Genomic DNA, 24,756 nt, shown 5'->3' with positions numbered 1-24,756 from the left:
ACGGCTTGGCCAGAGGAATGAGATGACTGCGTTCTCGGCGACCGACGCCGCTTTCGAAGGTTTCCGGATTACGCGCGAACGACCGAAGATCGTCCTTGTCTGGGCGGTGTTCGCGTTTCTCGTGAGCGTGTGCAGCGCGGTCTATCTGGTCAGCATCGGACAGGAGGCGCGGGCCGTCCTCGAGGCCAGCGCCGGCGAGCAGGCCGCCAGCCCTCAGGCCTTCCTCAAGGCGATGGGCGACCTGGCGCCGATGATGATCATGGGCCTGGCGGTCCAGTGCGTCATGGCCGCGGCCGTCTACCGGATCCTGCTGCGTCCGGAGGACAAGGGCTTCGCCTATCTCAAGCTCAGCATGGACGAGGCGCGCCTGGCGCTGCTGACCTTCGTCTACGTCATTCTCGCCTGCTTGACGCTGGCCGTGGTCGTGTTGGCCGCGGGGCTCATCGCCTTCGCCGCCTCGGCGGCTGGCGGCGGCGCGGCGATCCTGGTCGGCGCGGCGACCGAGATGTTCTTCCTGGGTCTGCTGTTCTACGCCGCGGTGCGCCTGTCGCTGGCTCCGGCCATCACCTTCGCCGAGCGCCGACTGGCCCTGTTCGACTCCTGGCGGCTCACCCACGGCCAGTTCTGGCGGCTGACCGGCGCCTATCTGCTGGCCATCTGCGGAATCGTGGCGGTTGCGCTGCTGGCGACGACCATCTTCGTGGCTCTGACGGCGATCGCCCTGGGCGGCGACCTTCAGGCGACGGGCGCGATCTTCGCTCCGGACCAGACCTCGCTGACGAGCTATTTCTCGCCGGTGATGATCATCTATCTGCTGGTCGCGGCCTGGATCAGCGCCCTCTACTACGCCGTGATCATCGCCCCGGCGGCCATCGCCTATCGGGAGCTGTCCAAGGCGCCCGTCGTCACCACGCCGGACGCCAAGGAGCCGGCCGCCTAGGCGGTCGCGCTCGGCCGGGCTTTCACCCGCTCGCGCCACGCCTTCAGGTTCTCGAACTCGTCCTCGACCGGCAGGCCGATCCATTCGGCGAAGTCGACCGTCGAGAGCAGGCAGATGTCGGCCATGGTGTAGGTGTCGCCGACCAGAAACTCACGACCCGCCAGTTCGCGGTCGAGGTACTTCTGAGCGCCCTGATAGGTCTCCTTGTTGGACTCGCCGAAGTCCTTGAACTGCGTCAGCAGCGCGGCCGTATATGGATGGGCGTGCCGCCAGAAATTGCCGACCGGCATCATCACCGCGAACTCGACACGGCGGATCCACTGGTCGATCAGCGCCTTCTCGACCGCCGTCCGGCCGAACAGCGGCGTCTCGGGGTTGGTCTCTTCGAAGTAGCGGCAGATCGCGACGGTCTCGGAAATGCAGGTCCCGTCGTCCAGCTCCAGCGTCGGCAGCTGGCCCATCGAGTTCTTGGCGCGGAAGTCCGACGACTTATGCTCGCGCTTCATCATGTTGACCGGCGTCTCGGCCAGGTCGATGCCCTTCTCGGCCAGGAAAATGCGCACGCGGCGGGGGTTCGGCGCCGGCATCGGCGCGCCGTAAAGTTTCATTGGGTCGCTCCCTAATTCTCTAAGTATGCGGCGAGGCTATTTCGAACGCCTGTTTGAAAGCAAGCCCGATCACGCTGCGCCAGGGTGAGAGTCCGAATGCCGCCAGCGGACGGCGCGGCGCGGTGCTAGGATCCTCGCCATGTCCGAAGGTTTCGCCCTGTTCGACACCGCCATCGGCCTTTGCGGCGTCGCCTGGAACGCTGTGGGACTGACCGGCGTCATGCTGCCGTTGACCGAGGGCGGCGATCCGCGCGCCCGCATCGCGCGCCGCCACCCCGACGCACCCGAAGGCGAGCCGCCGGGGCCCGTCGCCGAGGCCATCGCCGGCATGCAGGCGCTGTTGCGCGGCGAGAAGCGCGATCTGCGGGAAGTGCAGCTCGACGACGGCCACGTCGCACCACTGGCGGCACAGGTCTATGCGATTTCCCGCGCCATCCCGCCCGGTCAGACGCTGACCTACGGCGACATCGCCAGGCGCCTTGGGGACATCAGCCTGTCCCGCGCCGTGGGCCAGGCCCTGGGCGCGAACCCCTGGCCCATCGTCGTGCCCTGCCACCGCATCCTGGCTGCAGGCGGCCGCAAGGGCGGGTTCTCGGCGCCCGGCGGGGCGGACACCAAGCTGCGCATGCTGGAGATCGAGGGCGCGCTGGCCCCCGACACCCTGCCGCTGTTCGGCGGGCGCTAGGCCCGGAGCTTGGCCCTGCGCTCGTTGCGCCGCTCGTCGTGCTTCTTGAGGATGTCGGCCAGGTAGCGGCCGGTCCAGCTGCGCGGGTTGGCGGCAACCTGTTCGGGGCTGCCCTGGGCGACGATCTCGCCGCCGCCGTCGCCGCCTTCGGGACCGAAATCGACGATCCAGTCCGCGGTCTTCACGACATCCAGGTTGTGCTCGATGACCACCATGGTGTTGCCCTGGTCGGCCAGCTCGTGGAGCACTTCCAGCAGCTTCTTGACGTCCTCGAAGTGCAGGCCGGTGGTCGGCTCGTCGAGGATGTAGAGCGTCTTGCCGGTCGCCCGGCGCGACAACTCCTTGCTGAGCTTCACGCGCTGGGCCTCGCCGCCCGAGAGCGTCGTCGCCGACTGCCCGACCTGGACGTAGCCCAGGCCGACGCGCTTGAGCGTCTCCATCTTGTCGCGCACCGACGGGACGGCCTTGAAGAAGTCCGCCGCCTCTTCGACGGTCATGTCGAGGACGTCGGAAATCGACTTGCCCTTGAACAGAACCTCGAGCGTTTCGCGGTTGTAGCGCTTGCCGTGGCAGACGTCGCAGGTGACGTAGACGTCCGGCAGGAAGTGCATCTCGATCTTGATCAGGCCGTCGCCCTGGCAGGCCTCGCAGCGGCCGCCCTTGACGTTGAAGCTGAACCGGCCCGGCCCATAGCCCCGGGCCTTGGATTCCGGCAGGCCCGCGAACCAGTCGCGGATCGGCTGGAAGGCGCCGGTATAGGTGGCCGGGTTCGATCGTGGCGTGCGCCCGATCGGCGACTGGTCGATGTCGATGACCTTGTCGAAGTGCTCCAGCCCTTCGATCTTCTCGTGCGGGGCAGGGGCGTCCGAGGCGTTGTGCAGCCGCCGGGCCGCGGCCTTGTAGAGCGTCTCGATGGTGAAGGTCGACTTGCCGCCGCCGGACACGCCGGTGATGCAGGTGAAGGTCCCGGTCGGGATCTCGGCCGTCACGTTCTTCAGGTTGTTGCCGGTGGCCCCGACGACGCGCAGCACCTTCTTCTTGGAGATCGGGCGATGATCCTCGGGGATCTCGATCTCGCGAACGCCTGACAGGTACTGCCCGGTGATGCTGTTCGGATTGTCCATCACCTGCTGGGGCGTGCCTTCGGCCACCACCTCGCCGCCATGGACGCCGGCCGCCGGTCCCATGTCGATGACGTAGTCGGCGGTCATGATCGCCTCCTCGTCATGCTCGACCACCAGCACCGAGTTGCCGAGGTCGCGCAGGCCCTTGAGGCTCTCGAGCAGCCGGGTGTTGTCGCGCTGGTGCAGGCCGATGGAAGGCTCGTCCAGCACGTAGAGCACGCCGGTCAAGCCCGAACCGATCTGGCTGGCCAGGCGGATGCGCTGGCTCTCGCCGCCGGACAGGGTGCCGGAGGCCCTGCTCATGTTCAGGTAGTCGAGGCCGACATTGACCAGGAACCGCAGACGATCGTTGATTTCCTTCAGGATCCGCCGGGCGATCTCCATCTGCTTTTCGGTCAGATGGTTGTCGAGGTCGGTGAACCACTCGCCGGCGTGCTTGATCGAGAGCCGGCTGACCTCGCCGATGTGCTTGCCGTCGATCTTCACGGCCAGGGCTTCAGGCTTCAGGCGATAGCCTTCGCAGGCCTCGCACGGCGTGTCGGACTGATAGCGGCCCAGCTCTTCGCGAACCCAGGAGGAATCGGTCTCGCGCCAGCGGCGCTCCAGGTTCGGCAGCACGCCCTCGAAGGTCTTGTTGACCTCGTACTTGCGGGCGTTGTCGTCGTAGACGAACTTGATCTTCTCGCTGCCCGACCCGTACAGCACCACCATCTTGGCGCCCTCGGGCAGCTTCCACCACGGCATGTCCATCGAGAAACCGTAGTGCGCGGCCAGCGCCTGCAGGGTCTGGGTGTAGAGCGGCGAGGGACCCTTGGCCCAGGGCGCGATGGCGCCCTTGTGCAGGGTCTTGTCCTTGTCGGGCACGATCATGTCGGGGTCGAAGGCCAGCTTGGCCCCCAGACCGTCGCACACCGGGCAGGCGCCGTAGGGATTGTTGAACGAGAACAGCCGCGGCTCGATCTCGCTGATCGTGAAGCCCGAGACCGGACAGGCGAACTTTTCCGAGAAGATCAACCGCCGCGGCTCATCCTCGCCCTCGGACTTGTCGGCCCATTCGGCGGTGGCGATGCCGTCGGCCAGCCGCAGCGCGGTCTCCAGGCTGTCGGCATAGCGGGTTTCCATGCCGCCCTTGGTGACCAGGCGGTCCACGACCACGTCGATGTCGTGCTTGAACTTCTTGTCGAGCGTCGGCGCGTCCTCGATCGGATAGAACTCGCCGTCGATCTTCAACCGCTGGAAGCCGGCCTTCTGCCACTCGGCGATTTCCTTGCGGTACTCGCCCTTACGGCCGCGCACCACGGGCGCCAGCAGATAGAGCCGCTCGCCGTCGGGCAGGGCGGTCAGCTTGTCGACCATCTGGCTGACGGTCTGGCTCTCGATCGGCAGGCCGGTGGCCGGCGAATAGGGCACGCCCACCCGCGCCCACAGCAGGCGCATGTAGTCGTGGATCTCGGTGACCGTGCCGACCGTCGAACGCGGATTGCGGCTGGTGGTCTTCTGCTCGATCGAGATGGCCGGCGACAGGCCCTCGATCAGGTCCACGTCCGGTTTGCTCATCAGCTCCAGGAACTGGCGCGCATAGGCCGAGAGGCTCTCGACATAGCGGCGCTGGCCCTCGGCGTAGATCGTATCGAACGCCAGCGAGCTCTTGCCCGAGCCCGACAGGCCGGTCAGCACGACGAGTTCGCCGCGCGGAATGTCCACGCTGACGTCCTTCAGATTGTGCTCGCGGGCGCCGCGGACACGGATGAAATTCAGCTGTTCGGCCATGTTTTTCCGGAAAACGCTTTCAGCCGCCGATGCCCTCAGCGGCTCCCGTCCAATGTAGTTCCGAGACTCACCGATAACACGGGAACATTCGGGGAACAAACCCGCTGCGGCGATATCACCGGCAGGTTCTAGCGCGCGGCGCGCACAAACCTGTCAGCAGTGTTGTCAGCAGGCGCGCGATTTCCCCTCGACTTACGCGGCGGAGGGCCGAGCACGCTTTCGTCCGACAAGACCGGAGGAAGCCCATGGACCTTACCATACAGCGGCGCTTCGTGACCCCGATGGCCGGCGAGAGCGTGCAGGACATCGCCGCCCGCGCCTTGCCGGGCGAGCCGCTGGACAGCGCCGTCGATCAGATCCGCAGCTGGAACCTCCACATCTTCGCGATGCGCAAGCCGGCCGGGCTGATCCTCGGCAGCGACGTGGTGTTCGTGGAGCCGCCGCGGCGATGAGCGAAGAGGCCGTGATCGCCGGGGCGGAGATTGCGGCCGGTCACGACGGCGCGGCCGAACTGGTGCTGCGTCTTCGCTATCCGGGCGGGACCGAGGGCGTCGTTGTGCTGGAGGCCGAGAAGGGCCTGGAACTCATGGCCGCCTGCGGGGCGGCGCACCTGGACGAACTGGCCGGGCATTCCTGGCGCAAGCTGTTGGAGGGAGCATGTTCGACGTAATCGTGCGTAACGGGCTCGTGGTTGACGGGTCGGGAGAAGCCGGCTTCAGGGGCGATGTCGCGGTCAAGAACGGCCTGATCGCCGCTGTCGGGACGGTGAGCGGTTCGGCCAGGCGAGAGATCGACGCCGGCGGCCGGGTGGTGGCGCCTGGCTTCATCGATCCGCACACTCACTTCGACGTCCAGCTGCTGTGGGACGGCGCGGCGCGTCCGGCCCTGGAGCACGGGGTCACCTGCATCGTGCCGGGCAACTGCTCGCTGTCGCTGGCCCCGCTGAAAGCGGCTGACCGGCCCAAGGTCGTCGGCATGTTCCAGCAGATCGAGGAGATGCCGCCGGAAGCCTTCACCCAGGCCTTCGACTGGACCTGGGAGGACTTCGCCGGCTATCGCGACGCCATCGCCCGCAACCTCTCGATCAATGTCGCGCCGCTGGTCGGCCACAGCGTCATCCGCCTGTGGGTGATGGGCGAGGCGGCGCAGCAGCGCACGGCCACGCCCGATGAGGTCGCCGCGATGCAGGACGTCCTGCGCGAATGCCTGAAGGCTGGGGCCGTGGGGCTCTCGACCAGCTTCGTCGACCTGGATGAGCACGGCCGCCCGGTGCCGAGCCGGTTCGCCGACTTCCCCGAACTGGACGCCCTCTCGGCGGTGCTGGGGGAGTTCGGCCGCATGCTCCAGTGCGTGCCGGAGTTCTACGACGTCGACATCACCATCGCGCGCATCGATCAGCTGTCGGAGCTGTCGCTGAAGCACGGCATCCCGACCACCTTCTCTCCGGTGTTCGACAACACCTCGACGCCGGACAACGCCCCGCGGATCCTGGCTCGGGTCGAGGAACAGTTCGCCCGCGGCGCGCGGGTCTGGCCGCAGATGCAGACCCGGCCGATCGACATCAGCTTCTCATTGCTGCGGCCCAGCCTGTTCTTCGCGCGCCTGCCGCGCTGGGTGCGTGTGCTTCGCCAGCCGCTGGAGGCGCGGCTCCACGCGCTCAACGACCCGGAAACCGTCGCCAAGATGGTCGAGGACCTGGGCGCCGACGGCGGCCAGCGGATGATGGGCGGACTGATCGTGCGCGGCGGCGACGCCGCGCCGGCGCAGATGGTCGGCCGGGCCCTGGGCGAAATCGCCGCCGAGCGCGGCCAGGTTCCGGCCCAGGCGCTCATCGACATCTCGCTGGAACACGGCCTCGACGTCGCCTTCCTGGCGGCGGACATGGGCCACGAGGCCACCGACCGAATCGGCCCGATGCTGGCCCATCCGCTGGTCCATATCGGGGCCAGCGACGGCGGCGCGCACATCGCCTCGTTCTCGACCTATGGCGACACCGGCTACCTGTTCAGCGAGTTCGTCCGCAAGTCGGGCGGTCTCAGCCTCGAGCAGGCCGTCCGCAAGATCACCGCCGAGACGGCAGACATCTGGGGCTTGGAGGGCAGGGGGCGCCTGACGCCCGGCCATGCCGCCGACATCGTGATCTTCGATCCCGACACCATCGACCGGGGTGAAGAGCGGCCAGTGTTCGACATGCCGGGCGAGGGCATGCGCTACGTCCGCGACGCACGCGGCATCGACACGGTGCTGGTCAACGGCGAGGTGGCCTACACGGCCGGCGCCTATACCGAGGCGCGGTCGGGCGTGGTCTGTACCTAGGCTCTCGCGGCCTAGCCCTCGCGCCGCTCGTAGTTGGGCGGGCGCTTTTCCAGGAACGCCGCGACCCCCTCGCCGAAGTCGCCGTCCAGGCTGGCGAGGATCTGGTTGCGGTCCTCCATGGCGATGGTCGCCTCCAAGCCTTGCGCGTCGATGGCGTGGTTCAGCGCCTCCTTGGTCAGGCGCAGGCCGAGCGGGGTGGCGTGCAGCATGTCGGCGGCGAAGCTCTGCGCCTCGGCTTGCATAGCCTCGGGCGCGACCACCCGACTGACCAGGCCCAGTTGATAGGCGCGCTCGGCGTCGATGAAGCGGCCGGTCAGCATGTACTCGGCCGCCACCGACGAGCCGACCATCCGCGGCAGGAAGTAGCTGACCCCGATATCGCAGGCCGACAGCCCGATGCGGATGAAGGCGGCGTTCATGCGGGTGCGCGGCGTGGCGATCCGGATGTCCGAGGCCAGCGCCAGGGCGAAGCCGCCGCCGCTGGCCGCCCCGTCGACGCAGGCGATGATCGGCTGCGGGCAACGGCGCATGGCGATGACGATCTCGCTGATCTGCCGCTGGCCGGTCAGGCTGGCCCCGACCGAACGGCCGCCCGGCGCGGCGGAGTTGCGCTCCTTGAGGTCCAGCCCGGCGCAGAACGCCCCGCCGGCGCCGGCCAGCACCACCACCCGCACGTCGCGCCGCCAATAGAGCCCCACGAAGAAGTCGCGCAGTTCCTCGACCAGCTTGCGGTTGAGGGCGTTCAGCCGCTCGGGCCGGTTCATGGTCGCCCAGACGACGTCGCCGTCCTGGCGCAGCTCGAGGTGTTCGTACATCGCAGGCCCTCCGAGGTTTCGAAGGAGCCTGCGCCCGTCGCCGCCGCGTCAGGCAAGCGGCAGCTAGTTCGCCTTCAGTTCGTCCGCCTGCTTGAGCACGCGCAGGGCGTTGCCGCCCCAGAACTTGGCCAGGTCTTCCTTGCTGAATCCGGCCGCGACCAGGCGCTCGGTCAGGGCGGGGAAGTAGGTGATGTCGTCGAAGCCCTCGATGCCGCCGCCGCCGTCGAAGTCGCCGGAAACACCGATGTGATCCTTACCGGCGACCTGGGCCGCGTGCAGGATGTGCTTCATCAGGTCGTCCATATTGGCCCGCGGCATCGGGTACTTGTCCTCGATCGCCTTGCGCGCGGCGCGATAGGCGTCGCGCTTGTCGGCCGGGATGTCGCGCGCCGGGCCATAGGCCTTGTTGAGCTCGGCCAGCGCCGCCCGCCGCTCGGGAATGTCCGGCATGTCCTTCATGTAGCCGGAGAAGGCGTTGATCTGGATCACCCCGCCCTTGGCCGCCAGCTTGCGCAGCAGGTCGTCGGGGACGTTGCGCGGGTGGTTGTAGATCGCCTTGGCGCCCGAGTGCGAGAGGATGATCGGGGCCTTGGACAGGTCCAGCATCTGGTCCAGCACCAGGTCGGAAGCGTGGCTGGCGTCGAGCAGCATGCCCAGACGGTTGGCCTCGGCGACGAACTGCTTGCCCTGCGCCGACAGTCCGCCGTGGATGGGCCCCTTCGGATCGGTGGCGCTGTCGGCCAGGTCGTTGTTGGCGAAGTGGACGGGCGAGATCATTCGCACGCCCATGTCGTAGAAGGTCTTCATCAGCGTCAGGTCGCCGGCGACCGGCGAGCCGTTCTCCATGCTGATGTAGACGAACCGCTTGCCGCTCTGGCTGATCGCCGCGGCCTCGTCGGCCTTGGTCGCCAGGGCGAAGATATCGTCGTTCTTGGCGACCATCTCGTGGATGACCATGGTCCGCAGCAGGGCATGGTCGCGCGCGGCGATGTTGCCTTCCTTGGTGTTGGCGCCCTGCGGCGTGAAGACCACGAAGAAGCCGCCATCGACGCCGCCCTCGACCATCCGCGGATAATCGACCTGGCTGCCGTCCTCGACCTTGTTGCGGGCGCGGATGTCGAAGCTGGGGTTCGCCTCGTTGGCCGGGGTGTCGAAGTGGGTGTCCAGCACGATCAGGTTCTCGTGCAGGATCTTGGTCTCGGGCTTCACCTTGGGAGCCTGGGCCAGGACAGGCGAAGCGCTCGCCAACAGAACCGCGAGCGGAAGACCAAACTTGAGCACGAACGCCACTCCCCGAAACCTGAATGGCGCGAACCTTCAGCATTCCGGAGAGTCTGCGCAAGCCTCAGTTGCCCTGCGTCGGCGCGGCGCCTGAATTTCAGGCGTTCGCGGTCACGACGCGTCGTGAAAGATGACGCCCAGGGTGTGGCGCTGGCCGCTGCGCAGCTGGCTGACGCCGTGACGCATGGTGACGCGATAGCTGCCGCGGGTTCCGCGCACTGGCCGATGGTGGACCGCGAAGATCAGCCCGTCGCCCTGGCGCAGCGGTGCGACCTCCACCCGCGACTGCATGCGCGGCCGCTGTTCGGTCAGCACGAACTCGCCGCCGGTGAAGTCGCGGCCCGGCTCCGACAGCAGCACCGCGACCTGCAGCGGGAATACGTGCTCGCCATAGAGGTCCTGGTGCAGGCAGTTGAAGTCGCCGGGGCCGTACTGCAGCAGCAGCGGCGTGGGCCTCTGCTGGCCGGCGGCGTGGCAGCGCTCCAGGAAGGCGGCGTGGTCGGCGGGATAGCGCACGGCGATCCCCATGGCCTCGTTCCAGCGGTTGGCGATCGGGACCAGACGCGGATAGAGCCGCGTCCGCAGGCCGCCGACCAGGGCGGGCAGGGGATAGGCGAAGTATCGGTATTCGCCGCGCCCGAACCCGTGGCGGCTCATCACCACCCGGCTGCGGAAGCCGTCGTCGCGGGCGTAGAGGGCGGCGATCGTCGCGCACTCGTCGGGCGTCAGCAGGCCGGGCAACAGCGCCGACCCCTGGGCGTCGAGGTCGCGCTCGACCTGCGGCCAGTCGAAGGACGCCAGGCGCCCTTCACCGGCTGGGGGTTGGAGAGCCGCCGCGCTCATGCCGCCGCCTCGCGGTCCAGCAGGGCGCGCTTGCGTTCCACGCCCCAACGATAGCCCGACAGCGCCCCGTCGTTGCGCACCACCCGATGGCAGGGAATGGCCACGGCCAGCGCGTTGGCGGCGCACGCCTGGGCCACGGCGCGGATCGCCGTCGGCTTGCCGATCTTCGCCGCGACCGTGGCGTAGCTGGCGGTTTCCCCGGCCGGGATCTCGGCCAGCGCCTGCCAGACCCGCTGCTGGAAGGCGGTCCCGCGCACGTCCAGCGGCAGGTCCAGGCCCAGCCGAGGATGCTCGACGAAGCCGACGACCTGGGCGACCAGCTTCTCGAACGCCGCATCGCCGCCGATCAGTTCGGCCTTGTCGAAACGGTCCTGCAGATCGCGCGCCAGGTGGTCCGGGTCGTCCCCGAAGAGGATGGCGCAGACTCCCTTCTCGGTGGCCGCGACCAGGATCGAGCCAAGCGAACACTCGCCGACCGCGAACCGGATCTGCGCGGCCACGCCGCCGGCCCGGAACCGGGTCGGGGTCATGCCCAGCACCTTCTGCGACTGCTCGTAGAATCGGCCGCCGGAGTTGAAGCCGGCGTCATAGATCGCCTCGGTGATGGTCCCGGTTCCGGCCAGCGCCTGGCGGACCCGCTCGGCGCGGCGGGCGTCGGCGTATGCCTTCGGCGTCAGGCCGGTGACCGACTTGAAGACCCGGTGAAAGTGGAACGGGCTCAGCCCGGCTCCGGCGGCCAGGGCTTCCAGGCCCGGAAGCTCCTCTGAGCTCTCGACCAGCCGGCAGGCGGCCGCGACCGCCGCGGCGTTGCGCTGCGCCAGCGGCGCCTGGTCGGGCTTGCAGCGCTTGCAAGGGCGAAAGCCGGCGGCCTCGGCGTCGGCGGTGCTGGCGTGGAAGGCGACGTTCTCGGGGCGAGCGGGCCTGGCCGCGCAGGACGGCCGGCAATACACGCCGGTGGTGCGCACGGAATAGAAGAACGCGCCGTCGGCGGCGGCGTCCCGGGCGGCGAGGGCGGCCCAGCGGGCGCTCTCGGTGTCGAATGCGATCTGCATCTCAAATGCTCCATCGATCTGGTGAGCGATGGGATAGGCCCCCGTCGGGACCGTGAAACTCCGGCTCTTGCTTTCAAATCCGCACAGCGCGGGCCGATCGCAAGCGCCGCTGCAGCGCCAGGTCCGGAAACCGCGATTTGCGAAGCCGCGCGACGGCCCCTATATCGGACGCTCACCGCAAGGAGACGGCCCCGCCATGGACATCGCGACGAACATCCACCTCGTCCCGAACGTCAATCTGTCCATGGTTTCGCATGTCCGCCTTCCTCACGCTCGACGGCCTTTCGTACAAAACGCCTGACGGCCATCCGCTTTTCGATGACCTGACCCTCGCCTTCGGGGCCGAACGCACCGGCCTCATGGGGCGCAACGGCGTGGGCAAGACCACGCTGATCCGGCTGATGCTGGGCGAGATCGCGCCCGCCGCCGGCGCCGTCGCGGTGCGCGGGCGCATCGGCGTCCTGCGTCAGGCCCTGGCTCCGCCGCCTGGCGCCAGCGTGGCCCAGGTGCTTGGCCTGGCGGACGCACTGGCCCGGCTCGACCGCATCGAGGCGGGCGAGGGGACCGAGGCCGATTTCAACGACGCCGACTGGACCTTGCCCTCCCGCCTGGAGGCCGGCCTGACTCAGGTCGGGCTGCCTGGGCTCGACCCCCTACGTCCGGCGGGCGAACTCAGCGGCGGCGAGGCGACCCGCGCCGCCCTGGCCGGGCTGCTGGCGCAGGAGCCCGACCTTCTCTTGCTGGATGAACCGACCAACAATCTCGACACGGAAGCGCGGGCGCTGATCGCGCAGGTGCTGGCCGGCTGGAAGGGCGGGGCGGTGGTGGTCAGCCACGACCGCGCCCTGCTGCGGGAGATGGACCGTATCGTCGAGCTGACCAGCCTGGGCGCCAAGGTCTATGGCGGCGGCTACGACCTCTATGCCGAGCGCAAGGCGCAGGCCGAGGCGGCGGCCGTCCGCGATCTGGCCGACGCCGAGCGGACGCTGGCGCGGGTGGAGCGCGAGAGCCAGGTCGCCCGCGAGCGCAAGGCCCGCCGCGACGCCGCCGGCCGCAAGTTCGCAGCCAAGCGCAGCGAGCCGAAGATCCTGCTGGGCGGCATGGCCGAGCGAGCCGAGAACTCCGGCGCGCGCGAAGGTCAGGTGGCCGAGCGGTTGCGCGAACAGGCCGGCGCCGAGCTGGCCGAGGCGCAGGGGCGCGTGGAGCGCCTGCGCCGACTGGCCTTCGAACTGCCGCCGTCGGGACTGGCGAGCGGCAAGACGGTGCTGGCCTTCGATGACGTGAGTTTCGCCCATCCGGGCGCGGCCCCGGCGCTGTCGGGGCTGTCCTTCCGGCTGACAGGGCCAGAGCGGGTCGCCGTCACCGGTCCCAACGGCGCGGGAAAGACGACCTTGATCCGGTTGGCGGTCGGGGATCTGGCGCCGGGCTCCGGCCGGATCACGCACGGCGCGCGCGCGGCGCTGCTGGATCAGAAGACCGCAATGCTCCAGGCGGGCGAGACCCTCGTGCAGGCGTTCCAGCGCCTCAATCCCGGCGCGACCCGCAACGACGCCCATGCGGCGCTGGCGCGCTTCCTGTTCCGCAACACGGCCGCGGAAAAACAGATCGCGGCGCTCAGCGGCGGCGAGCGGCTGCGCGCCGCCATGGCCTGCGTGCTGATGTCCGAAACGCCGCCGCAGTTGCTGGTGCTGGACGAGCCGACCAACCACCTGGATCTGGACTCGATCGCCGCGGTCGAGGCGGCGCTCCGCAGTTATGACGGCGCGCTCCTGGTCGTCAGCCACGACCCGGACTTTCTCCAGGCCATCGGCGTGGAGCGCGAGGTCGAGCTCAGGCCGCCGCATCGTCCAGGGTGACGGCGGCCACCAGCCCGTCGGGCGCCAGGTCGTTGATCACGGTCGCGACGCCGATCCGGACGGGCAACTCGCCGCCGTCCTTGACCAGCATCGTCGTGGCGATCTGCGTTGGCTGGCCGCCCTGCAGCACCGCTTCAAGCGCCGCGGTCAGTTCGGCCCGGTCGCGGGGCCGCACGATGTCGGGCAGCCGGCACGACAGCAGTTCCTGACTGGAAAAGCCGAGCCGCTTGGCGAAGCCAGGATCGACCGTGGTCAGCACCCCGCGGACATTGAGCCGCAGCACCATCACCTGCGGCAGCATCGAGAGCGCCGCGTCGAGGGCGCGGGCCTCGTGAAGCTGGGCCTGCATCTCGCGCTCGGCGGTCCGATTCTGGATCAGCACCGCCACGCCGCCCGGGTAGGGGAAGGCGCGGAAGGCGTAGCGCCGCACGCCCGGCACGTCGCCCGGGGCCTCGAAATCCAGAGCCTCGCCCGTGCGCAGCGCCCGCTTGAGCTGCTCGCCCATCAGCGTGCGGGCGGTCGGCGGGAACAGGTCCTCCCAGAAGCGCCCGATGATCTGTGACGAGCTGTGCCCGACCAACGCCTCGAATACGTGGTTGACCGCGGTGATGTGCAGCTGGGCGTTCAGGGCCATGAAGGCCTCTGTCACGTGATCCAGGATCGCGTGCTGGCTGGTCTCGAACGACGGCTCGTGGTCTTCGCGAGAACTGAGTGAGAGGTCTGCTTTCGACGAAGAGTAGTAATCGGCGGACACCAGGACAACTCGAGGTCGTCCGTGGTGGGTGACGATGACCGGCCCGCCAAGGGCTCGGTCTTGCCACTGTCCAAAGTTCCGGCTGATCTCGCCGGCGGTGACGACGGAAGCTTCTCCGTGGCCATTGTTCATCGCTTTTTCGAGCTTCGCGCGAATTGCGCGTAATGCGCAATTCCCAGAACACTCGCCCCCGAGCTCAACTACGCCATATCTAACGCTAACGTTGCTTCGTTTGGGATTGCAACCCGTAACGCTGCGGCGAATTTGAATGGCGCGTTTCCGCAAAAGTCACGCAATTTGCGTACTTTGTGCGATTACTCTCTGCAAATGTGCGAAGTTGCATGATGCGTCTCTGACAGGGCCCAAGAAATGGGCGAGAGGTGCGCCATGCGGAAATCCAGCCGCAGGAATAGCTTCAGAAACGACGAGCGCGGCGTGGCCGCAATCGAGTTCGCCTTCGTCGGGCCTATACTCATCATACTCATGTTCGCCATCGTCTGTTATGGCGGATACTTCTGGATTGCTCATGCGGTCCAGCAATTGGCCAACGACAGCGCGCGCGCCGCGATCTCCGGCCTGGACGACGCAGAGCGCCGAGCGCTGGCTCAGACCTCGCTCAGCAGCGGGATGGTCGAATACGCCTACCTCAATCCGTCCTCTGCGGCGGTCAGCGTCGAGCGGTCGAATCAGCAGCTGTCGATCAGGGTCGTCTACGACGCCTCCGAATCCGGCTTCTGGGGCATGGCCAAGCTGGTGCCGATGCCGTCGCCGCAGATCGAGCGCAGCGCCGCCGTGCGGCTGGGGGGCTACTGATGCGCCTGCGTCCCGCGCCCGGCCCCCTTCGCGTCCTGGCGGACGACCAGCGCGGCAGCGTGTCGATGGTCATGGCCATGAGCTTCATCACCCTGCTGGGCGCGGCGGCCCTGGCCGTGGACGTCGGCTCGCTGTTCCTGCAGTCGCGCAAGCTGCAAGGCATCGCTGATCTCGCCGCGATCTCCGCGGCCCGCGACATCGGCCACGCCAGCGCCGCGGCCCAGGCCACCGCCGCCGACAACGGCTGGGGACGGCCCCTGTCGCTGCAGGTCGCGCTCGGCCGATACACCCCCGACTCCGCGATCGCGCCATCGGCCAGGTTTGAGGCCGGAGGCTCGAACCCGAGCGCGGCGCAGGTGACCGTCAGCGGCGAGGCCGATCTCTTCTTCGGGCGGCTGCTGCTGAACCGCGACACCATCACCCTGACCCGCCGCGCCACCGCCGCGCGCGCCGACATGGCGAGCTTCTCGATCGGTACGCGCTTGGCCTCGCTGCAGGGCGGGGTCGCCAATCAGCTGCTCGGCGGGCTGACCGGCAGCACGGTGTCGCTGAGCGTCATGGACTACAACGCCCTGGCCGGCGCCAAGGTCGACCTCTTCCAGTACTCCGACCTGCTGCGCCTCAACGCCGACCTGCAGGGCGCCTCCTACGACAAGGTCCTGGGAACGGACCTTTCCACGGGCAAGGCGCTGAAGACCCTCGCCGACCTGCTGCAGGCGAATGGCGACCTCCAGGCGGCCAGCGCTACGCGCAAGCTCTCGGTGGCGGCTGGCGACGCCAAGTCCGTCAAGCTCGATGCGCTGCTGGACCTCGGTCCCTACGGCGCGCAGGACCATGTGGCCGGCGGCAGCGGCGCGAAGGTGGAGCTCGCCGCCCAGGACCTGGCCAGCGCCCTGCTGGTGCTGGCGGGGGAGGGGCGTCAGGTGAAGCTGGATCTCGGGGCCAACGTCCCCGGCGTCGCCGATCTCGACGTCTGGCTCGCGATCGGCGAGCGTCCGAACAATTCGCCATGGATGACCGTCGACCGCGACGGCCAGGTGGTGGTTCGCACCGCCCAGACCCGCCTCTATGTGAAGGCCAAGGCGCTGAGCGTCCTGGGCGTGCTGGGCGCGCAGCCGATCACGCTGCCGATCCTGGTGGAGGCCGCGTCGGGCGAGGCCAAGCTGGCCGGGATGGAATGTCCGGAAAGCCTGTCGGCGCAGGCCGCCACCCTGTCGGTCCGGCCCAGCGTCGGCCGCCTGGTGATCGGTGAGATCGACACCGCCAAGCTCAACGATTTCAAACACAGCCTGACGGTTTCGCGGGCGAAAGTCGCCGATCTGCTGCTGGTGAAGGCGACGGCCAAGGCCGACGTGCAGATCGGCGGCCAGACCTGGAAGACCGCGCGTTTCACGCGCGCCGACGTCCAGGCCGGAACTATCAAGTCGGTCGCCACGGACGACATCGCCAAGGCCACGGTGTCCAGCCTGCTGGGCGATCTCGACCTCGATGTCGACATCCTCGGGATCGGCCTGGGGCTGGGTCCGATCACCTCGGCGCTCTCGGGCACGCTGGGCGCGCTGGCCGCGCCCCTGGACGGGGTGCTCAACACCCTGACCAGCCTGCTCGGCGTGCGGCTTGGAGAGGCGGACGTGCGTGTGAACGGACTGCGGTGCCGGGATGCGGCGCTGGTGGCGTGAGGGGGGAGAGAACCAATGATCGGCCCGCTGTACGATGAGGTCGAAGGCCCTGGCGCGGGCGTTGCGCCGCTGAATGCCGGACCAATCGAGCTGGGACTTCCGAAGCCGGACGAGCTGATCCTGCCGACACCGGCCAGCATCCGCAGCCGCCTGCACGTGATCTGCGCGCTCTATGCGCACACGCCGCAGCCGGAGCGTCGGCTTGCGCTGCTGGATCACCTGGAGCGGATGACCCTCGAGGCGGCCGAGTCCCTGGCCATGCATCTGCTGGCCAGCGGTTGGCGACCCCGGAGCGACGCCTCCGAGGCCGCCTGAGCCGACCTAGGCCGCGGCCTTCCGCACCACGCGGAACACCCCGTTGGCCCGCGCGCAGGGCTCACCGTCGGCGGTGACGAAGGCCTGGGCGAAGGACAGGGTGTTCCCCGGCTTCACGAACACGGTGTCGAACTCCAGCCATTGGCCGATCTTCGCCGCGCCCAGGAAGTCGAGAGCGAGGTTCACGGTGACCAGGCTGGCGTCGGGCCCCAGCCGTTGGGCGCAGGAGAGCCCCATGGCGTTGTCGGCCAGGGCGCTGATCAGCCCGCCGTGGACCATGCCGCGGCTGTTGGTGTGAGCCGCCTCGGCCACCAGTCCCAGAACGACGGCGCCGTCCGTCCTGCGGCTGTAGATCGGCTCCCACGGGTCGGTGACCGGGCTGTGCCGGAAATGCCTCTGGAAGCCGGCCGGGATGGGCGTTGTCTCCTGCATCATCCCATGCCTCACGCCGCCGCGGCGAGCTTGGCCAGGCTGGCGATGGTCTTCGCCACGGCCTGGGCCGCCTCCGCGCCCTTGGTCAGGAAGTGCTCGCGGAAGAAGGTCTGGTGAATGTCGTGCTCATGGAAGTGGTGCGGCGTCAGCACCACCGAGAATACCGGGACCTCGGTGCTCAGCTGCACCTGCATCAGCCCGGAAATCACCGTCGAGGCCACGAAGTCATGGCGATAGATGCCCCCGTCGACCACGAAGCCGGCCGCGACGATGGCCGCGTACTTGCCGGTCTTGGCCAGGGTCTGGGCGTGCAGCGGGATTTCAAAGGCGCCGGGCACCTCGAACCGGTCGATGGCGCTCTCGGAAAAGCCGAGGCCGCCGATCTCCTTGAGGAAGCCCTGATAGGCGTTGTCGACGATCTCGCTGTGCCAGCCGGACTGGACGAACGCGATGCGGGCCAGACGGAAGGCGCCGTTGGCGGTGGGGACTTCGAAGTGGGTCACAGTCATGGTCAGATCCCTGAGTGGGGGTGAAACCACGACTCAGGGAGACGCTAGGCCCCGGCCAGGGGATTCCCCGCGCAAAGCGTGCGCGAAGACTGGCCGTCGCCAGCGGTTCTCATAACCGGACTCTAACCGTCGGCCCCGGATTCACACCGGATCTGCTGTCCCTGCCGGTCTATCGACCACCAGGCGCCCGCGGGCTTATGCGGCCCAAGGGCCGCCATCACCGCCGGTGGGGACTTTCACCCCGCCCTGAGAACGCGGTCGCCGGAACAGCCCGACGACAGTCCCAAGGTTAGGCCCATGACCCAGGGTCAAACAAGTGTTTAATCGCCCAGGCTGCGCCTAGGCCCGCTTGTTCAGCGTGATTGAGGTGGCGGAGGCCGCCGGGGCCGCTGCGCCGCCGCGGCCATAGCCCGAGCCGGTGTTGCGCTTGGAGGCGACTTCCTCGGCGATGGCCTTGACCAGGCCCTCGGTGACCGTCTTGGCGGCGTCCAGCGCCCGGCCCTGGCGGGCCAGGACGGCGTCGAAGGCCTCGGTGGCGCGGATCAGTCGCGTGCGCTGGGCCAGCGGCGCGCCGGCGACGAGGTTCGGATTGGCGCGCACGCGGGCCGACTCATGCCGGTACACATTGGCCAGCTTCGAGGTTTCCTCGATGTGCTGCGCCGCGTCCTGCGGGCGGCGCTGTTCGAACGCCAGCGCTTCGTGCGCGATCAGTTCGGTCAGGCGCTCGGTCAGAACGATCAGTTGTTCGACGCGGTCGGTCGCGTCCGTGGCGGAGATCGCCATGCCAAACTCTCCTAACTCAAACCTTGAAGTTTCAACATTTCCTGGGCGACGCGGTCGGACAGGCCGACCCCGCCGGCCTTGGTCACCTGCTTGGCCATGGCGTCGCTCATGAACGACTTGAACGCCGCCTCGCCGTGGCCGCCGTTGAACGGGGCCTCGGCGCCCACGTCCTTGAACATCTCGGTGAACATCACCGACAGGAACGAGGTCTCGAAGTCCTTGGCGGTCTTCTCGATCTGGCCGCGCTTGGCCATCTGCTCGGCGGTGAGTTGCGGCGTCGCCGCGGTCGGGATGCTGAAGGTGGGGCCCAGGTCCATCACATCACCTCGATGTCGGCTTGCAGCGCGCCGGCCGCCTTGATGGTCTGCAGGATCGAGATCATGTCCCGCGGCGTCACGCCCAGGGCGTTCAGGCCCGCGACCAGGCTGGCCAGCGAGGCGCCGTCGCGCAGGGTGATGAACTTCTTGCCCTTCTCTTCGTCCACCTGGACGTCGGACTGCGGCACGACCACCGTCTCGCCGCGGCCGAAGGGGGCAGGCTGGCTGACCGCCGGGCTCTCGCGGACGGTGATCGTCAGGTTGCCCTGGGCGATGGCCACGGTGGAGACGCGGACGTTCTCGCCCATGACGATCACGCCGGCCACCTCGTCGATCACCACCTTGGCCGGGCTGTCGGTCTCGACGCTCAGGTTTTCCACCTGCGACATGAACGAGACCATGTCCTGGCCGCCCGGCGAGCGGAGCGTGACGATGGTGGGGTTGTCGGCGCGGGCCGAACCGGGGAAGCGGGTGTTGACCGCGTCGGCGATCTTGCGGGCCGTGGAGAAGTCGGGATTGCGCAGGGTCATGCGCATTTCGCCCATGTTCGCCATCTGGAAGCCGATCTCGCGCTCGACGATCGCCCCGCCAGCGATGCGTCCTGCGGTCGGCACGCCCTTGGAGACCGACGAGCCCGAAGCGCCGCCGGCCGAGATCGATCCGGTCTGCACCGTGCCCTGGCTGACCGCATAGGCCTGGCCGTCGGCGCCCATCAGCGGCGTCACCAGCAGCGTGCCGCCTTGCAGGCTCTTGGCGTCGCCCATGGCCGACACCGTCGCGTCGATCGGCGCCCCGGCCGCCACGAAGGCGGGCAGGCGGGCCGTGACCATGACGGCGGCGACGTTCTTGGTGTTGAGGTTGGTGTCGCGGGTGTTGACCCCCAGCCGTTCGAGCATGGCTTCCAGGCTCTGGCGGGTGAACGGCGCGTTGCGCAGGCTGTCGCCGGTGCCGTTCAGGCCGACCACCAGGCCGTATCCGACCAGCATGTTGTCGCGCACGCCTTCGAACTCGACGATGTCCTTGATGCGCGACTTGGCGAAGGCCGGCCCGGAAACCAGGGCGGCGGCCAGGAAGGCGGCGCTGAAGAGGCGAACGGTTCGACGCATGGGACCCCGGCGCAAACGGACTACGGTGAGCTCGCTTGGGCCCTTGCGACAGGCGTGCCAGTTCAGAAACTGAGCAAAATCAATGGTCAGGCTTGGGCGGGCGCCGCGCTGGAGGCGCCTGGCGGCAGAAATTGCCCGGCATTAACCATACCATAAGCTTGCCCCGCGAGATTTGGGACGAAGCATGATAGAGGGCCTGTATGAAGGTCAGCGGAACAAGCGGCGTCGGGTCGGCCAGCGGGCCCGGCAAGGCCAAGCCGGCGGGCGGAGAGGGCTTCCAGATCGCCCAGGCTCCAGCTGCGGCCGGTGCGGCTCAGGTCGCCCGTGCGGGCGGCGTCGGAGGCGTGATGAGCGTCGACGCCATTCTCGCCCTGCAGGATATCGGCGGTCCGCTGGAGCGCCGGCGGCGCGCCGTTGGCCGGGCCGGGAAGATTCTCGACGTTCTCGAAGACGTGAAGATCGCGCTCCTTTCGGGCGATGTGTCGGTCGACGACCTAGAGCGCCTGAAGCGGGCGGTCGCCGAAGAGCGCCAAGGCGCCGACGATGAACGCCTAGAAGGTGTATTGAACGAGATTGAAACCCGTGCTGCCGTGGAGCTCGCTAAACTCGAACGTGCGAATCGTGCGGCCTAATGGCCTGCGAAGAGCGAGGTTCGTTGAAAGCAGATTTCGATTTGGTATAAGCGGCCCGCGTGTCGTCGGGTTGATGTACCGAGGGGGCTTGAGGCGTCTATGAGCACGGCCACGATGTTGGCGGAAAAGCCTGAATACCGTCCTTCCGAGGACGAGGAATTCATGAACGAGCGGCAGCTTGAGTATTTCAAGCAAAAGCTGCTCAACTGGAAAGAGGACATCCTGCGGGAGTCCCGGGAAACGCTTGCTCACCTGCAGAGCGAGACCGAAAACCATCCTGACTTGGCGGACAGGGCGACGTCGGAAACCGACCGAGCCCTTGAGCTTCGGACCCGTGATCGTCAGCGCAAGTTGATCTCCAAGATCGATGAAGCGCTGCGGCGGATCGAAGATGCGTCGTACGGCTACTGCGAGGACACCGGCGAGCCTATCGGCGTCGCCCGCCTCGAAGCCCGTCCGATCGCGACGCTGAGCCTTGAGGCCCAGGAGCGGCACGAGCGCCGCGAGCGGGTCCATCGGGACGACTGAGATTGAAAAGGGCGATCCTCCGGGGTCGCCCTTCTTCATATGGCCATGAGACTGTCGCGCAGCTTTCACGCGGCTGAACTCGCGTCGTCATGCGCACGGGCTAGCAGCCCCCCAGTTGTTTTCGGGGGACGCTATGCGCCTTATGACCACCACGGCTACCGCCGTGCTCGCCTTCGCCATCGCCCAACCGGCCTTCGCCGAGGCGGACGCCGCCGTCACCCAGGTTGAGGACGTCATCGTCACCGGCACCCGCCGCGTGGACCGCACGGCGTTCGAATCCGCCGCCCCGGTGGATGTGATTTCGGAGTCGGTGCTGGAAAGCACGGTTTCCGACGAGCTCATGGAAAAGCTGGTCGCGGCGGTGCCGTCCTTCAACGTCCAGCGGCTGCCCGCCGCCGACGGCCAGGCCTTCGTGCGCCCCGCCACCTTGCGCGGCCTTTCGCCCGACCAGACCCTGGTGCTGATCAACGGCAAGCGCCGGCATCGCTCCGCCCTGCTGGGCGGGCGCGGCGCCCAGGGCGTCGATCTCGGCCAGATCCCCAGCTTCGCCATCAAGCGGATCGAGGTGCTGCGCGACGGCGCTTCGGCGCAGTACGGCTCGGACGCCATCGCCGGCGTCATCAACCTGATCCTGAACGACCAGCCGGGCGTCAGCGCCTTCGCCCAGGCCTCGCAGTATTACGAGGGCGACGGCCGGGTGCTCGAGGGCGGGGTGCGCGCCGGCTGGGCCATCGGCGACGGCGGCCATCTCGTCGCCACCCTGACCTACACCGACAGCGAAGCCACCTCGCGTACCCGCCAGCGTCCGGACGCCATCGCCTTCCAGGCCGCCAATCCGACGCTGACGGTGCCCAATCCGGTGCAGCGCTGGGGCCAGCCGGACCGCGACGCCACCCGCTTCGTCGTCGATGCCGCGATCCCGCTGAACGAGGCCGTCGAGCTCTACGGCTTCGCCACCTACACCGACTCCAGCGGCGTGACCGACTTCAACTGGCGCAACCCCTCGAACGACACCGCCTATCGCAACAGCGCCGCCTTCCCCGGCTGGAACCTGCGCCAGATCTATCCGGTCGGCTTCTCGCCGAAATTCGGCCAGGACGAGACGGACTACGCCGTCAACGCCGGCCTGCGCGGCGAACTGGGCAACGGATTGTCCTGGGATTTCAACGCCTCGCTGGGCGAAGACAAGATCGACTACTTCATCAACGAGACGATCAACGCCTCGTTCGGCCCGCAGTCTCCGACCGCCTTCCGCGCAGGGGTCCTGACCCAGCGCGAGCAAAACCTGAACCTCGACTTCACCAAGCCGGTGGAACTGAGCTTCCTGGCCGAGACCGCCAACCTGGCCTTCGGGGCCGAGCGGCGGGTGGAGACCTACAAGATCGGCGCGGGCGATCCGATGTCCTATCAGGTCGGCCCCGGCGCGCCGGCCGGCCTGCCCTCGGGCTCCAACGGCTTCCCGGGCTACAGCTCGTCGCAGGCCGGGTCGTGGGACCAGACCAGCTACGCCGGCTATGTCGACCTCGACCTCTCCTGGACCGACGCCTTCTCGACCGACATCGCCATCCGCTACGAGGATTTCTCCGAGTTCGGCTCGACCACCGACGGCAAGATCGCCGCCCGCTATGAGATTTCGCCGAGCTGGGCCGTTCGCGCCGCCGCCTCGACCGGCTTCCGCGCCCCGACGCCTGGCCAGTTGAACAGCACCCGCACGTCCCAGGGCCTGGACACCACGACGCTGCAGCTGTTCACCGCCGGCCGCCTTTCGCCGGCCAACCCGGTCGCGCAGTTCTTCGGCGCCAAGCCGCTGGAGCCGGAAACCTCCCAGAACGTCTCGGTGGGCCTGGTCTATCGCAACGCCGACAACGGCCTGACCGCTTCGCTGGACTACTACCGGGTCGAGGTCGACGATCGCTTCGCCTCCTCGCCGAGCTTCACCGTGACCCCGGCGATCCGCGCCGAGCTGGTGCGCCTGGGCGTGCCCGGAGCCGACTCCCTGACCTCGGTCAGCTACTTCACCAACTCGTTCAACACCCGCACCCAGGGGATCGACGCCGTCGGCTCCTGGAAGACCGCGGTGGGGGAAGGGACCCTGACCCTGACCGCCGCCTACAATTGGAACGACACCAAGGTCACGCGCTCCAAGCTGACCGAGGTCTCCAACCTGGCCCGGATCAATATCGAGGACGGCCTGCCCGAGCACACCGGCAACGTCACCGCGTTCTACGCCTGGGGCATGTTCGAGGGCATGGCCCGGGTCCGCTACTTCGGCGACTGGACCGACGCCCAGTTCCAATCGTCGGCGGACCTCGTCCAGGCCTTCGGCGCGCGGACCTTCGTCGACCTGTCGCTCAGCGCCCAGGTCACCGACCAGGTGAAGATCACCGTCGGCGCCGAGAACCTCTTCGACACCTACCCGGACGAGGCGACCTTCCAGGCCTCGCGCGGTCTGATCTATTCGCGCAACGCGGTCTACGACACCGACGGCGGGCTCTACTACGTCCGCGTCGGCGCGAAGTTCTGAGGGCGCGATGGGCGATATCACGCGGCGCGCTCTTGCCGGCCTGGCCCTGGCGGCCGTGCCGGCGGCGGCCGGGGCGGCTGACGCCCTGGCCGCGCTGAACATCACCGAGAACCCGTTCGGCCCCAGCGCCGCCGCCCGCTCGGCGCTGGCAAAGGCGGTGACCCACGTCGAGCACTATCCCCACACCGAGGAAGCGGCGCTGATGGCGGTGATCGCCAAGGCCAACGGCGTCACCCCGGCCCATGTGGCCATCTCCACCGGCGCGCTGGAGCCGCTGGCCATGATGTCGTCCTTCTGGACGAAGGGCGGCGTCCAGCTCGCGCCGGCCCTGACCTACGACACCCACATCAAGTACGCCGCGCGGGTGGGCCAGCAGGCCCGCCGCGTGGCCATGGCGCCCGACCAGCAGATCGACTTCGCCGCCATGGCGCGGTCGCTGGGGCCGGACGTGCGGCTGTCCTACGTCTGCAACCCCAACAATCCGACCGGCCTGCTCGCCGACCGGGCGGCGTTGCGCAGCTTCTGCATCCAGGCCGCCAGGCTCGCCCCCGTGATCGTCGACGAGGCCTTCATCGACATGAGCCCGGATCCGGCCGCCGAGAGCGCCGTCGACCTGGTGCGCGAGGGCCACGACGTGATCGTCGTCGGCACCTTCTCCAAGTGCTACGCGCTGGCCGCCGTGCGGATCGGCTACTGCATCGCCCAGCCTGAACGGGCGCAGGCGATCCGCATGCTGCTGGCGCCATCGCGCAACGGCCCCGGGCTTGCGGCGGCGGCCGTCAGCTACCGCGACATGGCCTATCTGGCCGCCTCCAACAGGGCGATGGAGCAGGGGCGTCAGGTTCTCTACCGCGCCTGCGACACGGCCAAGCTTCCCTACCTCCGCTCACACGGCAGCTATGTCTGGGCCAATTTCGGCGCGGACCAGACGATCAGGCGGCTGGAGACCGAGGGCGTGATGCTGCGCCAGTTCACCGGCGCCGCCCCCGGCTGGGCGCGGGCCGCCGTCGCCGATCCGGCCGCCATGGCCCACTTCGCGCGGGTCTTGCCGAAGGTAATGGCCGCCTAGCTCTG

At 68.4% G+C, this 24,756-nt stretch carries 25 protein-coding genes and 1 riboswitch; of the genes, 13 read left to right on the top strand and 12 right to left on the bottom strand.

Annotated features, from left to right (window positions below; all coding sequences use genetic code 11):
- Positions 1–22 precede the first annotated feature (22 nt).
- Positions 23–940 carry a hypothetical protein gene (locus ASC79_RS04215; RefSeq protein ID WP_056020118.1) on the top strand — a complete coding sequence of 306 codons (918 nt, stop codon included), beginning with the start codon at positions 23–25 and terminating at the stop codon, positions 938–940.
- On the opposite strand, the gene ASC79_RS04210 is transcribed toward ASC79_RS04215, so the two are convergent.
- Positions 937–1,548, bottom strand: coding sequence for a glutathione S-transferase family protein (locus ASC79_RS04210; protein ID WP_056020115.1), 612 nt, complete (start codon positions 1,546–1,548; stop codon positions 937–939). The two genes, ASC79_RS04215 and ASC79_RS04210, sit on opposite strands and share 4 nt — an antisense overlap.
- A 139-nt stretch (positions 1,549–1,687) precedes the next feature.
- Here ASC79_RS04210 and ASC79_RS04205 point away from each other — a divergent pair, with 139 nt between their 5' ends.
- Positions 1,688–2,233, top strand: a complete 546-nt coding sequence (locus tag ASC79_RS04205; RefSeq protein ID WP_056020112.1) for a methylated-DNA--[protein]-cysteine S-methyltransferase — start codon at positions 1,688–1,690, stop codon at positions 2,231–2,233.
- Here the strand turns inward: ASC79_RS04205 and uvrA are convergent.
- The gene (gene uvrA / locus ASC79_RS04200) at positions 2,230–5,127 is read right to left on the bottom strand and encodes an excinuclease ABC subunit UvrA (protein WP_056020109.1); all 2,898 of its coding nucleotides are present in this window, start codon (positions 5,125–5,127) and stop codon (positions 2,230–2,232) included. The two genes, ASC79_RS04205 and uvrA, sit on opposite strands and share 4 nt — an antisense overlap.
- A 245-nt stretch (positions 5,128–5,372) precedes the next feature.
- Here uvrA and ASC79_RS04195 point away from each other — a divergent pair, with 245 nt between their 5' ends.
- The 3 genes from ASC79_RS04195 to ASC79_RS04185 are packed head-to-tail and all read left to right on the top strand — an operon-like array spanning position 5,373 to position 7,443.
- Positions 5,373–5,579, top strand: coding sequence for a hypothetical protein (locus tag ASC79_RS04195; protein WP_056020106.1), 207 nt, complete (start codon positions 5,373–5,375; stop codon positions 5,577–5,579).
- Positions 5,576–5,797, top strand: coding sequence for a hypothetical protein (locus ASC79_RS04190; RefSeq protein WP_056020103.1), 222 nt, complete (start codon positions 5,576–5,578; stop codon positions 5,795–5,797). The genes ASC79_RS04195 and ASC79_RS04190 overlap by 4 nt, the downstream gene beginning before the upstream one ends.
- A complete protein-coding gene (locus ASC79_RS04185; RefSeq protein WP_056020100.1) occupies positions 5,785–7,443 on the top strand; it encodes an amidohydrolase family protein in 1,659 nt (552 codons plus the stop codon). The genes ASC79_RS04190 and ASC79_RS04185 overlap by 13 nt, the downstream gene beginning before the upstream one ends.
- Before the next feature lie 11 nt (positions 7,444–7,454).
- Here the strand turns inward: ASC79_RS04185 and ASC79_RS04180 are convergent, their stop codons facing one another.
- The 4 genes from ASC79_RS04180 to ada form a co-directional block, all read right to left on the bottom strand.
- A complete protein-coding gene (locus tag ASC79_RS04180) occupies positions 7,455–8,258 on the bottom strand; it encodes an enoyl-CoA hydratase/isomerase family protein (protein ID WP_056020097.1) in 804 nt (267 codons plus the stop codon).
- Between the two features lie 63 nt (positions 8,259–8,321).
- On the bottom strand, positions 8,322–9,539 hold the full coding sequence (locus ASC79_RS04175; RefSeq protein WP_056021019.1) for a dipeptidase: 1,218 nt from the start codon (positions 9,537–9,539) through the stop codon (positions 8,322–8,324).
- 111 nt (positions 9,540–9,650) lie between these two features.
- Positions 9,651–10,382, bottom strand: a complete 732-nt coding sequence (locus tag ASC79_RS04170) for a 2OG-Fe(II) oxygenase (protein ID WP_056020094.1) — start codon at positions 10,380–10,382, stop codon at positions 9,651–9,653.
- Positions 10,379–11,434, bottom strand: a complete 1,056-nt coding sequence (gene ada / locus ASC79_RS04165; RefSeq protein WP_056020092.1) for a bifunctional DNA-binding transcriptional regulator/O6-methylguanine-DNA methyltransferase Ada — start codon at positions 11,432–11,434, stop codon at positions 10,379–10,381. The genes ASC79_RS04170 and ada overlap by 4 nt, the downstream gene beginning before the upstream one ends.
- A gap of 254 nt (positions 11,435–11,688) precedes the next feature.
- Here ada and ASC79_RS04160 point away from each other — a divergent pair, with 254 nt between their 5' ends.
- Positions 11,689–13,290, top strand: a complete 1,602-nt coding sequence (locus ASC79_RS04160) for an ABC-F family ATP-binding cassette domain-containing protein (RefSeq protein ID WP_056020089.1) — start codon at positions 11,689–11,691, stop codon at positions 13,288–13,290.
- On the opposite strand, the gene ASC79_RS04155 is transcribed toward ASC79_RS04160, so the two are convergent.
- Positions 13,265–14,176, bottom strand: a complete 912-nt coding sequence (locus ASC79_RS04155) for a PAS domain-containing protein (RefSeq protein WP_056020086.1) — start codon at positions 14,174–14,176, stop codon at positions 13,265–13,267. The genes ASC79_RS04160 and ASC79_RS04155 overlap by 26 nt on opposite strands.
- Positions 14,177–14,479: 303 nt before the next feature.
- Between ASC79_RS04155 and ASC79_RS04150 the strand changes: the two genes are divergently transcribed.
- The 3 genes from ASC79_RS04150 to ASC79_RS04140 are packed head-to-tail and all read left to right on the top strand — an operon-like array spanning position 14,480 to position 16,851.
- Complete coding sequence (locus tag ASC79_RS04150; RefSeq protein WP_162244254.1) at positions 14,480–14,857, top strand: TadE/TadG family type IV pilus assembly protein; 378 nt, start codon at positions 14,480–14,482, stop codon at positions 14,855–14,857.
- Positions 14,857–16,536, top strand: coding sequence for a TadG family pilus assembly protein (locus tag ASC79_RS04145; RefSeq protein WP_235528736.1), 1,680 nt, complete (start codon positions 14,857–14,859; stop codon positions 16,534–16,536). The genes ASC79_RS04150 and ASC79_RS04145 overlap by 1 nt, the downstream gene beginning before the upstream one ends.
- Positions 16,537–16,551: 15 nt before the next feature.
- A complete protein-coding gene (locus ASC79_RS04140) occupies positions 16,552–16,851 on the top strand; it encodes a hypothetical protein (RefSeq protein WP_056020080.1) in 300 nt (99 codons plus the stop codon).
- A 6-nt stretch (positions 16,852–16,857) separates the two neighbouring features.
- On the opposite strand, the gene ASC79_RS04135 is transcribed toward ASC79_RS04140, so the two are convergent.
- The 5 genes from ASC79_RS04135 to ASC79_RS04115 all read right to left on the bottom strand — a co-directional run bounded on the left by ASC79_RS04135 (position 16,858) and on the right by ASC79_RS04115 (position 19,998).
- Positions 16,858–17,286 (bottom strand): PaaI family thioesterase, encoded by a 429-nt coding sequence (locus tag ASC79_RS04135; RefSeq protein ID WP_056020077.1) that lies wholly within the window; start codon positions 17,284–17,286, stop codon positions 16,858–16,860.
- Between the two features lie 8 nt (positions 17,287–17,294).
- The gene (locus ASC79_RS04130; RefSeq protein ID WP_056020074.1) at positions 17,295–17,792 is read right to left on the bottom strand and encodes a 6,7-dimethyl-8-ribityllumazine synthase; all 498 of its coding nucleotides are present in this window, start codon (positions 17,790–17,792) and stop codon (positions 17,295–17,297) included.
- 101 nt (positions 17,793–17,893) lie between these two features.
- A riboswitch (FMN riboswitch) is annotated at positions 17,894–18,050 on the bottom strand.
- Positions 18,051–18,131: 81 nt separating this feature from the next.
- Positions 18,132–18,575 carry a hypothetical protein gene (locus ASC79_RS04125; RefSeq protein WP_056020071.1) on the bottom strand — a complete coding sequence of 148 codons (444 nt, stop codon included), beginning with the start codon at positions 18,573–18,575 and terminating at the stop codon, positions 18,132–18,134.
- A gap of 11 nt (positions 18,576–18,586) precedes the next feature.
- Positions 18,587–18,892: a rod-binding protein gene (locus ASC79_RS04120; protein WP_056020068.1), complete on the bottom strand. Its 306-nt coding sequence runs from the start codon at positions 18,890–18,892 to the stop codon at positions 18,587–18,589.
- Entirely contained in the window at positions 18,892–19,998 is a 1,107-nt protein-coding gene (locus tag ASC79_RS04115; RefSeq protein WP_056020066.1) for a flagellar basal body P-ring protein FlgI, read from the bottom strand. The genes ASC79_RS04120 and ASC79_RS04115 overlap by 1 nt, the downstream gene beginning before the upstream one ends.
- Before the next feature lie 200 nt (positions 19,999–20,198).
- On the opposite strand from ASC79_RS04115, the gene ASC79_RS04110 reads away from it, so the two are divergent.
- The 4 genes from ASC79_RS04110 to ASC79_RS04095 all read left to right on the top strand — a co-directional run bounded on the left by ASC79_RS04110 (position 20,199) and on the right by ASC79_RS04095 (position 24,751).
- Positions 20,199–20,630 (top strand): flagellar assembly protein FliX, encoded by a 432-nt coding sequence (locus tag ASC79_RS04110; RefSeq protein WP_056020063.1) that lies wholly within the window; start codon positions 20,199–20,201, stop codon positions 20,628–20,630.
- A 99-nt stretch (positions 20,631–20,729) separates the two neighbouring features.
- Positions 20,730–21,158 (top strand): RNA polymerase-binding protein DksA, encoded by a 429-nt coding sequence (dksA, locus tag ASC79_RS04105; protein WP_082531925.1) that lies wholly within the window; start codon positions 20,730–20,732, stop codon positions 21,156–21,158.
- Between the two features lie 142 nt (positions 21,159–21,300).
- The gene (locus tag ASC79_RS04100) at positions 21,301–23,682 is read left to right on the top strand and encodes a TonB-dependent siderophore receptor (protein ID WP_056020060.1); all 2,382 of its coding nucleotides are present in this window, start codon (positions 21,301–21,303) and stop codon (positions 23,680–23,682) included.
- Between the two features lie 7 nt (positions 23,683–23,689).
- Positions 23,690–24,751: a histidinol-phosphate transaminase gene (locus ASC79_RS04095; protein WP_056020057.1), complete on the top strand. Its 1,062-nt coding sequence runs from the start codon at positions 23,690–23,692 to the stop codon at positions 24,749–24,751.
- The last annotated feature ends 5 nt before the right edge of the window (positions 24,752–24,756 follow it).

The sequence above is a fragment of the Phenylobacterium sp. Root1290 genome, from assembly GCF_001425305.1.
GTDB lineage: Bacteria > Pseudomonadota > Alphaproteobacteria > Caulobacterales > Caulobacteraceae > Phenylobacterium.
Note: the sequence above shows the minus strand (reverse complement) of the source record. Positions and strands in the feature narration are given on the sequence as shown.

Excerpts from the sequence above, each read along its gene's own strand:
- ASC79_RS04215 (WP_056020118.1), top strand. The coding sequence starts at position 23 with ATGACTGCGTTCTCGGCGACCGACGCCGCTTTCGAAGGTTTCCGGATT.
- ASC79_RS04210 (WP_056020115.1), bottom strand. The coding sequence starts at position 1,548 with ATGAAACTTTACGGCGCGCCGATGCCGGCGCCGAACCCCCGCCGCGTG.
- ASC79_RS04205 (WP_056020112.1), top strand. The coding sequence starts at position 1,688 with ATGTCCGAAGGTTTCGCCCTGTTCGACACCGCCATCGGCCTTTGCGGC.
- uvrA (WP_056020109.1), bottom strand. The coding sequence starts at position 5,127 with ATGGCCGAACAGCTGAATTTCATCCGTGTCCGCGGCGCCCGCGAGCAC.
- ASC79_RS04195 (WP_056020106.1), top strand. The coding sequence starts at position 5,373 with ATGGACCTTACCATACAGCGGCGCTTCGTGACCCCGATGGCCGGCGAG.
- ASC79_RS04190 (WP_056020103.1), top strand. The coding sequence starts at position 5,576 with ATGAGCGAAGAGGCCGTGATCGCCGGGGCGGAGATTGCGGCCGGTCAC.
- ASC79_RS04185 (WP_056020100.1), top strand. The coding sequence starts at position 5,785 with ATGTTCGACGTAATCGTGCGTAACGGGCTCGTGGTTGACGGGTCGGGA.
- ASC79_RS04180 (WP_056020097.1), bottom strand. The coding sequence starts at position 8,258 with ATGTACGAACACCTCGAGCTGCGCCAGGACGGCGACGTCGTCTGGGCG.
- ASC79_RS04170 (WP_056020094.1), bottom strand. The coding sequence starts at position 10,382 with ATGAGCGCGGCGGCTCTCCAACCCCCAGCCGGTGAAGGGCGCCTGGCG.
- ada (WP_056020092.1), bottom strand. The coding sequence starts at position 11,434 with ATGCAGATCGCATTCGACACCGAGAGCGCCCGCTGGGCCGCCCTCGCC.
- ASC79_RS04160 (WP_056020089.1), top strand. The coding sequence starts at position 11,689 with ATGTCCGCCTTCCTCACGCTCGACGGCCTTTCGTACAAAACGCCTGAC.
- ASC79_RS04155 (WP_056020086.1), bottom strand. The coding sequence starts at position 14,176 with ATGAACAATGGCCACGGAGAAGCTTCCGTCGTCACCGCCGGCGAGATC.
- ASC79_RS04145 (WP_235528736.1), top strand. The coding sequence starts at position 14,857 with ATGCGCCTGCGTCCCGCGCCCGGCCCCCTTCGCGTCCTGGCGGACGAC.
- ASC79_RS04140 (WP_056020080.1), top strand. The coding sequence starts at position 16,552 with ATGATCGGCCCGCTGTACGATGAGGTCGAAGGCCCTGGCGCGGGCGTT.
- ASC79_RS04135 (WP_056020077.1), bottom strand. The coding sequence starts at position 17,286 with ATGATGCAGGAGACAACGCCCATCCCGGCCGGCTTCCAGAGGCATTTC.
- ASC79_RS04130 (WP_056020074.1), bottom strand. The coding sequence starts at position 17,792 with ATGACTGTGACCCACTTCGAAGTCCCCACCGCCAACGGCGCCTTCCGT.
- ASC79_RS04125 (WP_056020071.1), bottom strand. The coding sequence starts at position 18,575 with ATGGCGATCTCCGCCACGGACGCGACCGACCGCGTCGAACAACTGATC.
- ASC79_RS04120 (WP_056020068.1), bottom strand. The coding sequence starts at position 18,892 with ATGGACCTGGGCCCCACCTTCAGCATCCCGACCGCGGCGACGCCGCAA.
- ASC79_RS04115 (WP_056020066.1), bottom strand. The coding sequence starts at position 19,998 with ATGCGTCGAACCGTTCGCCTCTTCAGCGCCGCCTTCCTGGCCGCCGCC.
- ASC79_RS04110 (WP_056020063.1), top strand. The coding sequence starts at position 20,199 with ATGAAGGTCAGCGGAACAAGCGGCGTCGGGTCGGCCAGCGGGCCCGGC.
- dksA (WP_082531925.1), top strand. The coding sequence starts at position 20,730 with ATGAGCACGGCCACGATGTTGGCGGAAAAGCCTGAATACCGTCCTTCC.
- ASC79_RS04100 (WP_056020060.1), top strand. The coding sequence starts at position 21,301 with ATGACCACCACGGCTACCGCCGTGCTCGCCTTCGCCATCGCCCAACCG.
- ASC79_RS04095 (WP_056020057.1), top strand. The coding sequence starts at position 23,690 with ATGGGCGATATCACGCGGCGCGCTCTTGCCGGCCTGGCCCTGGCGGCC.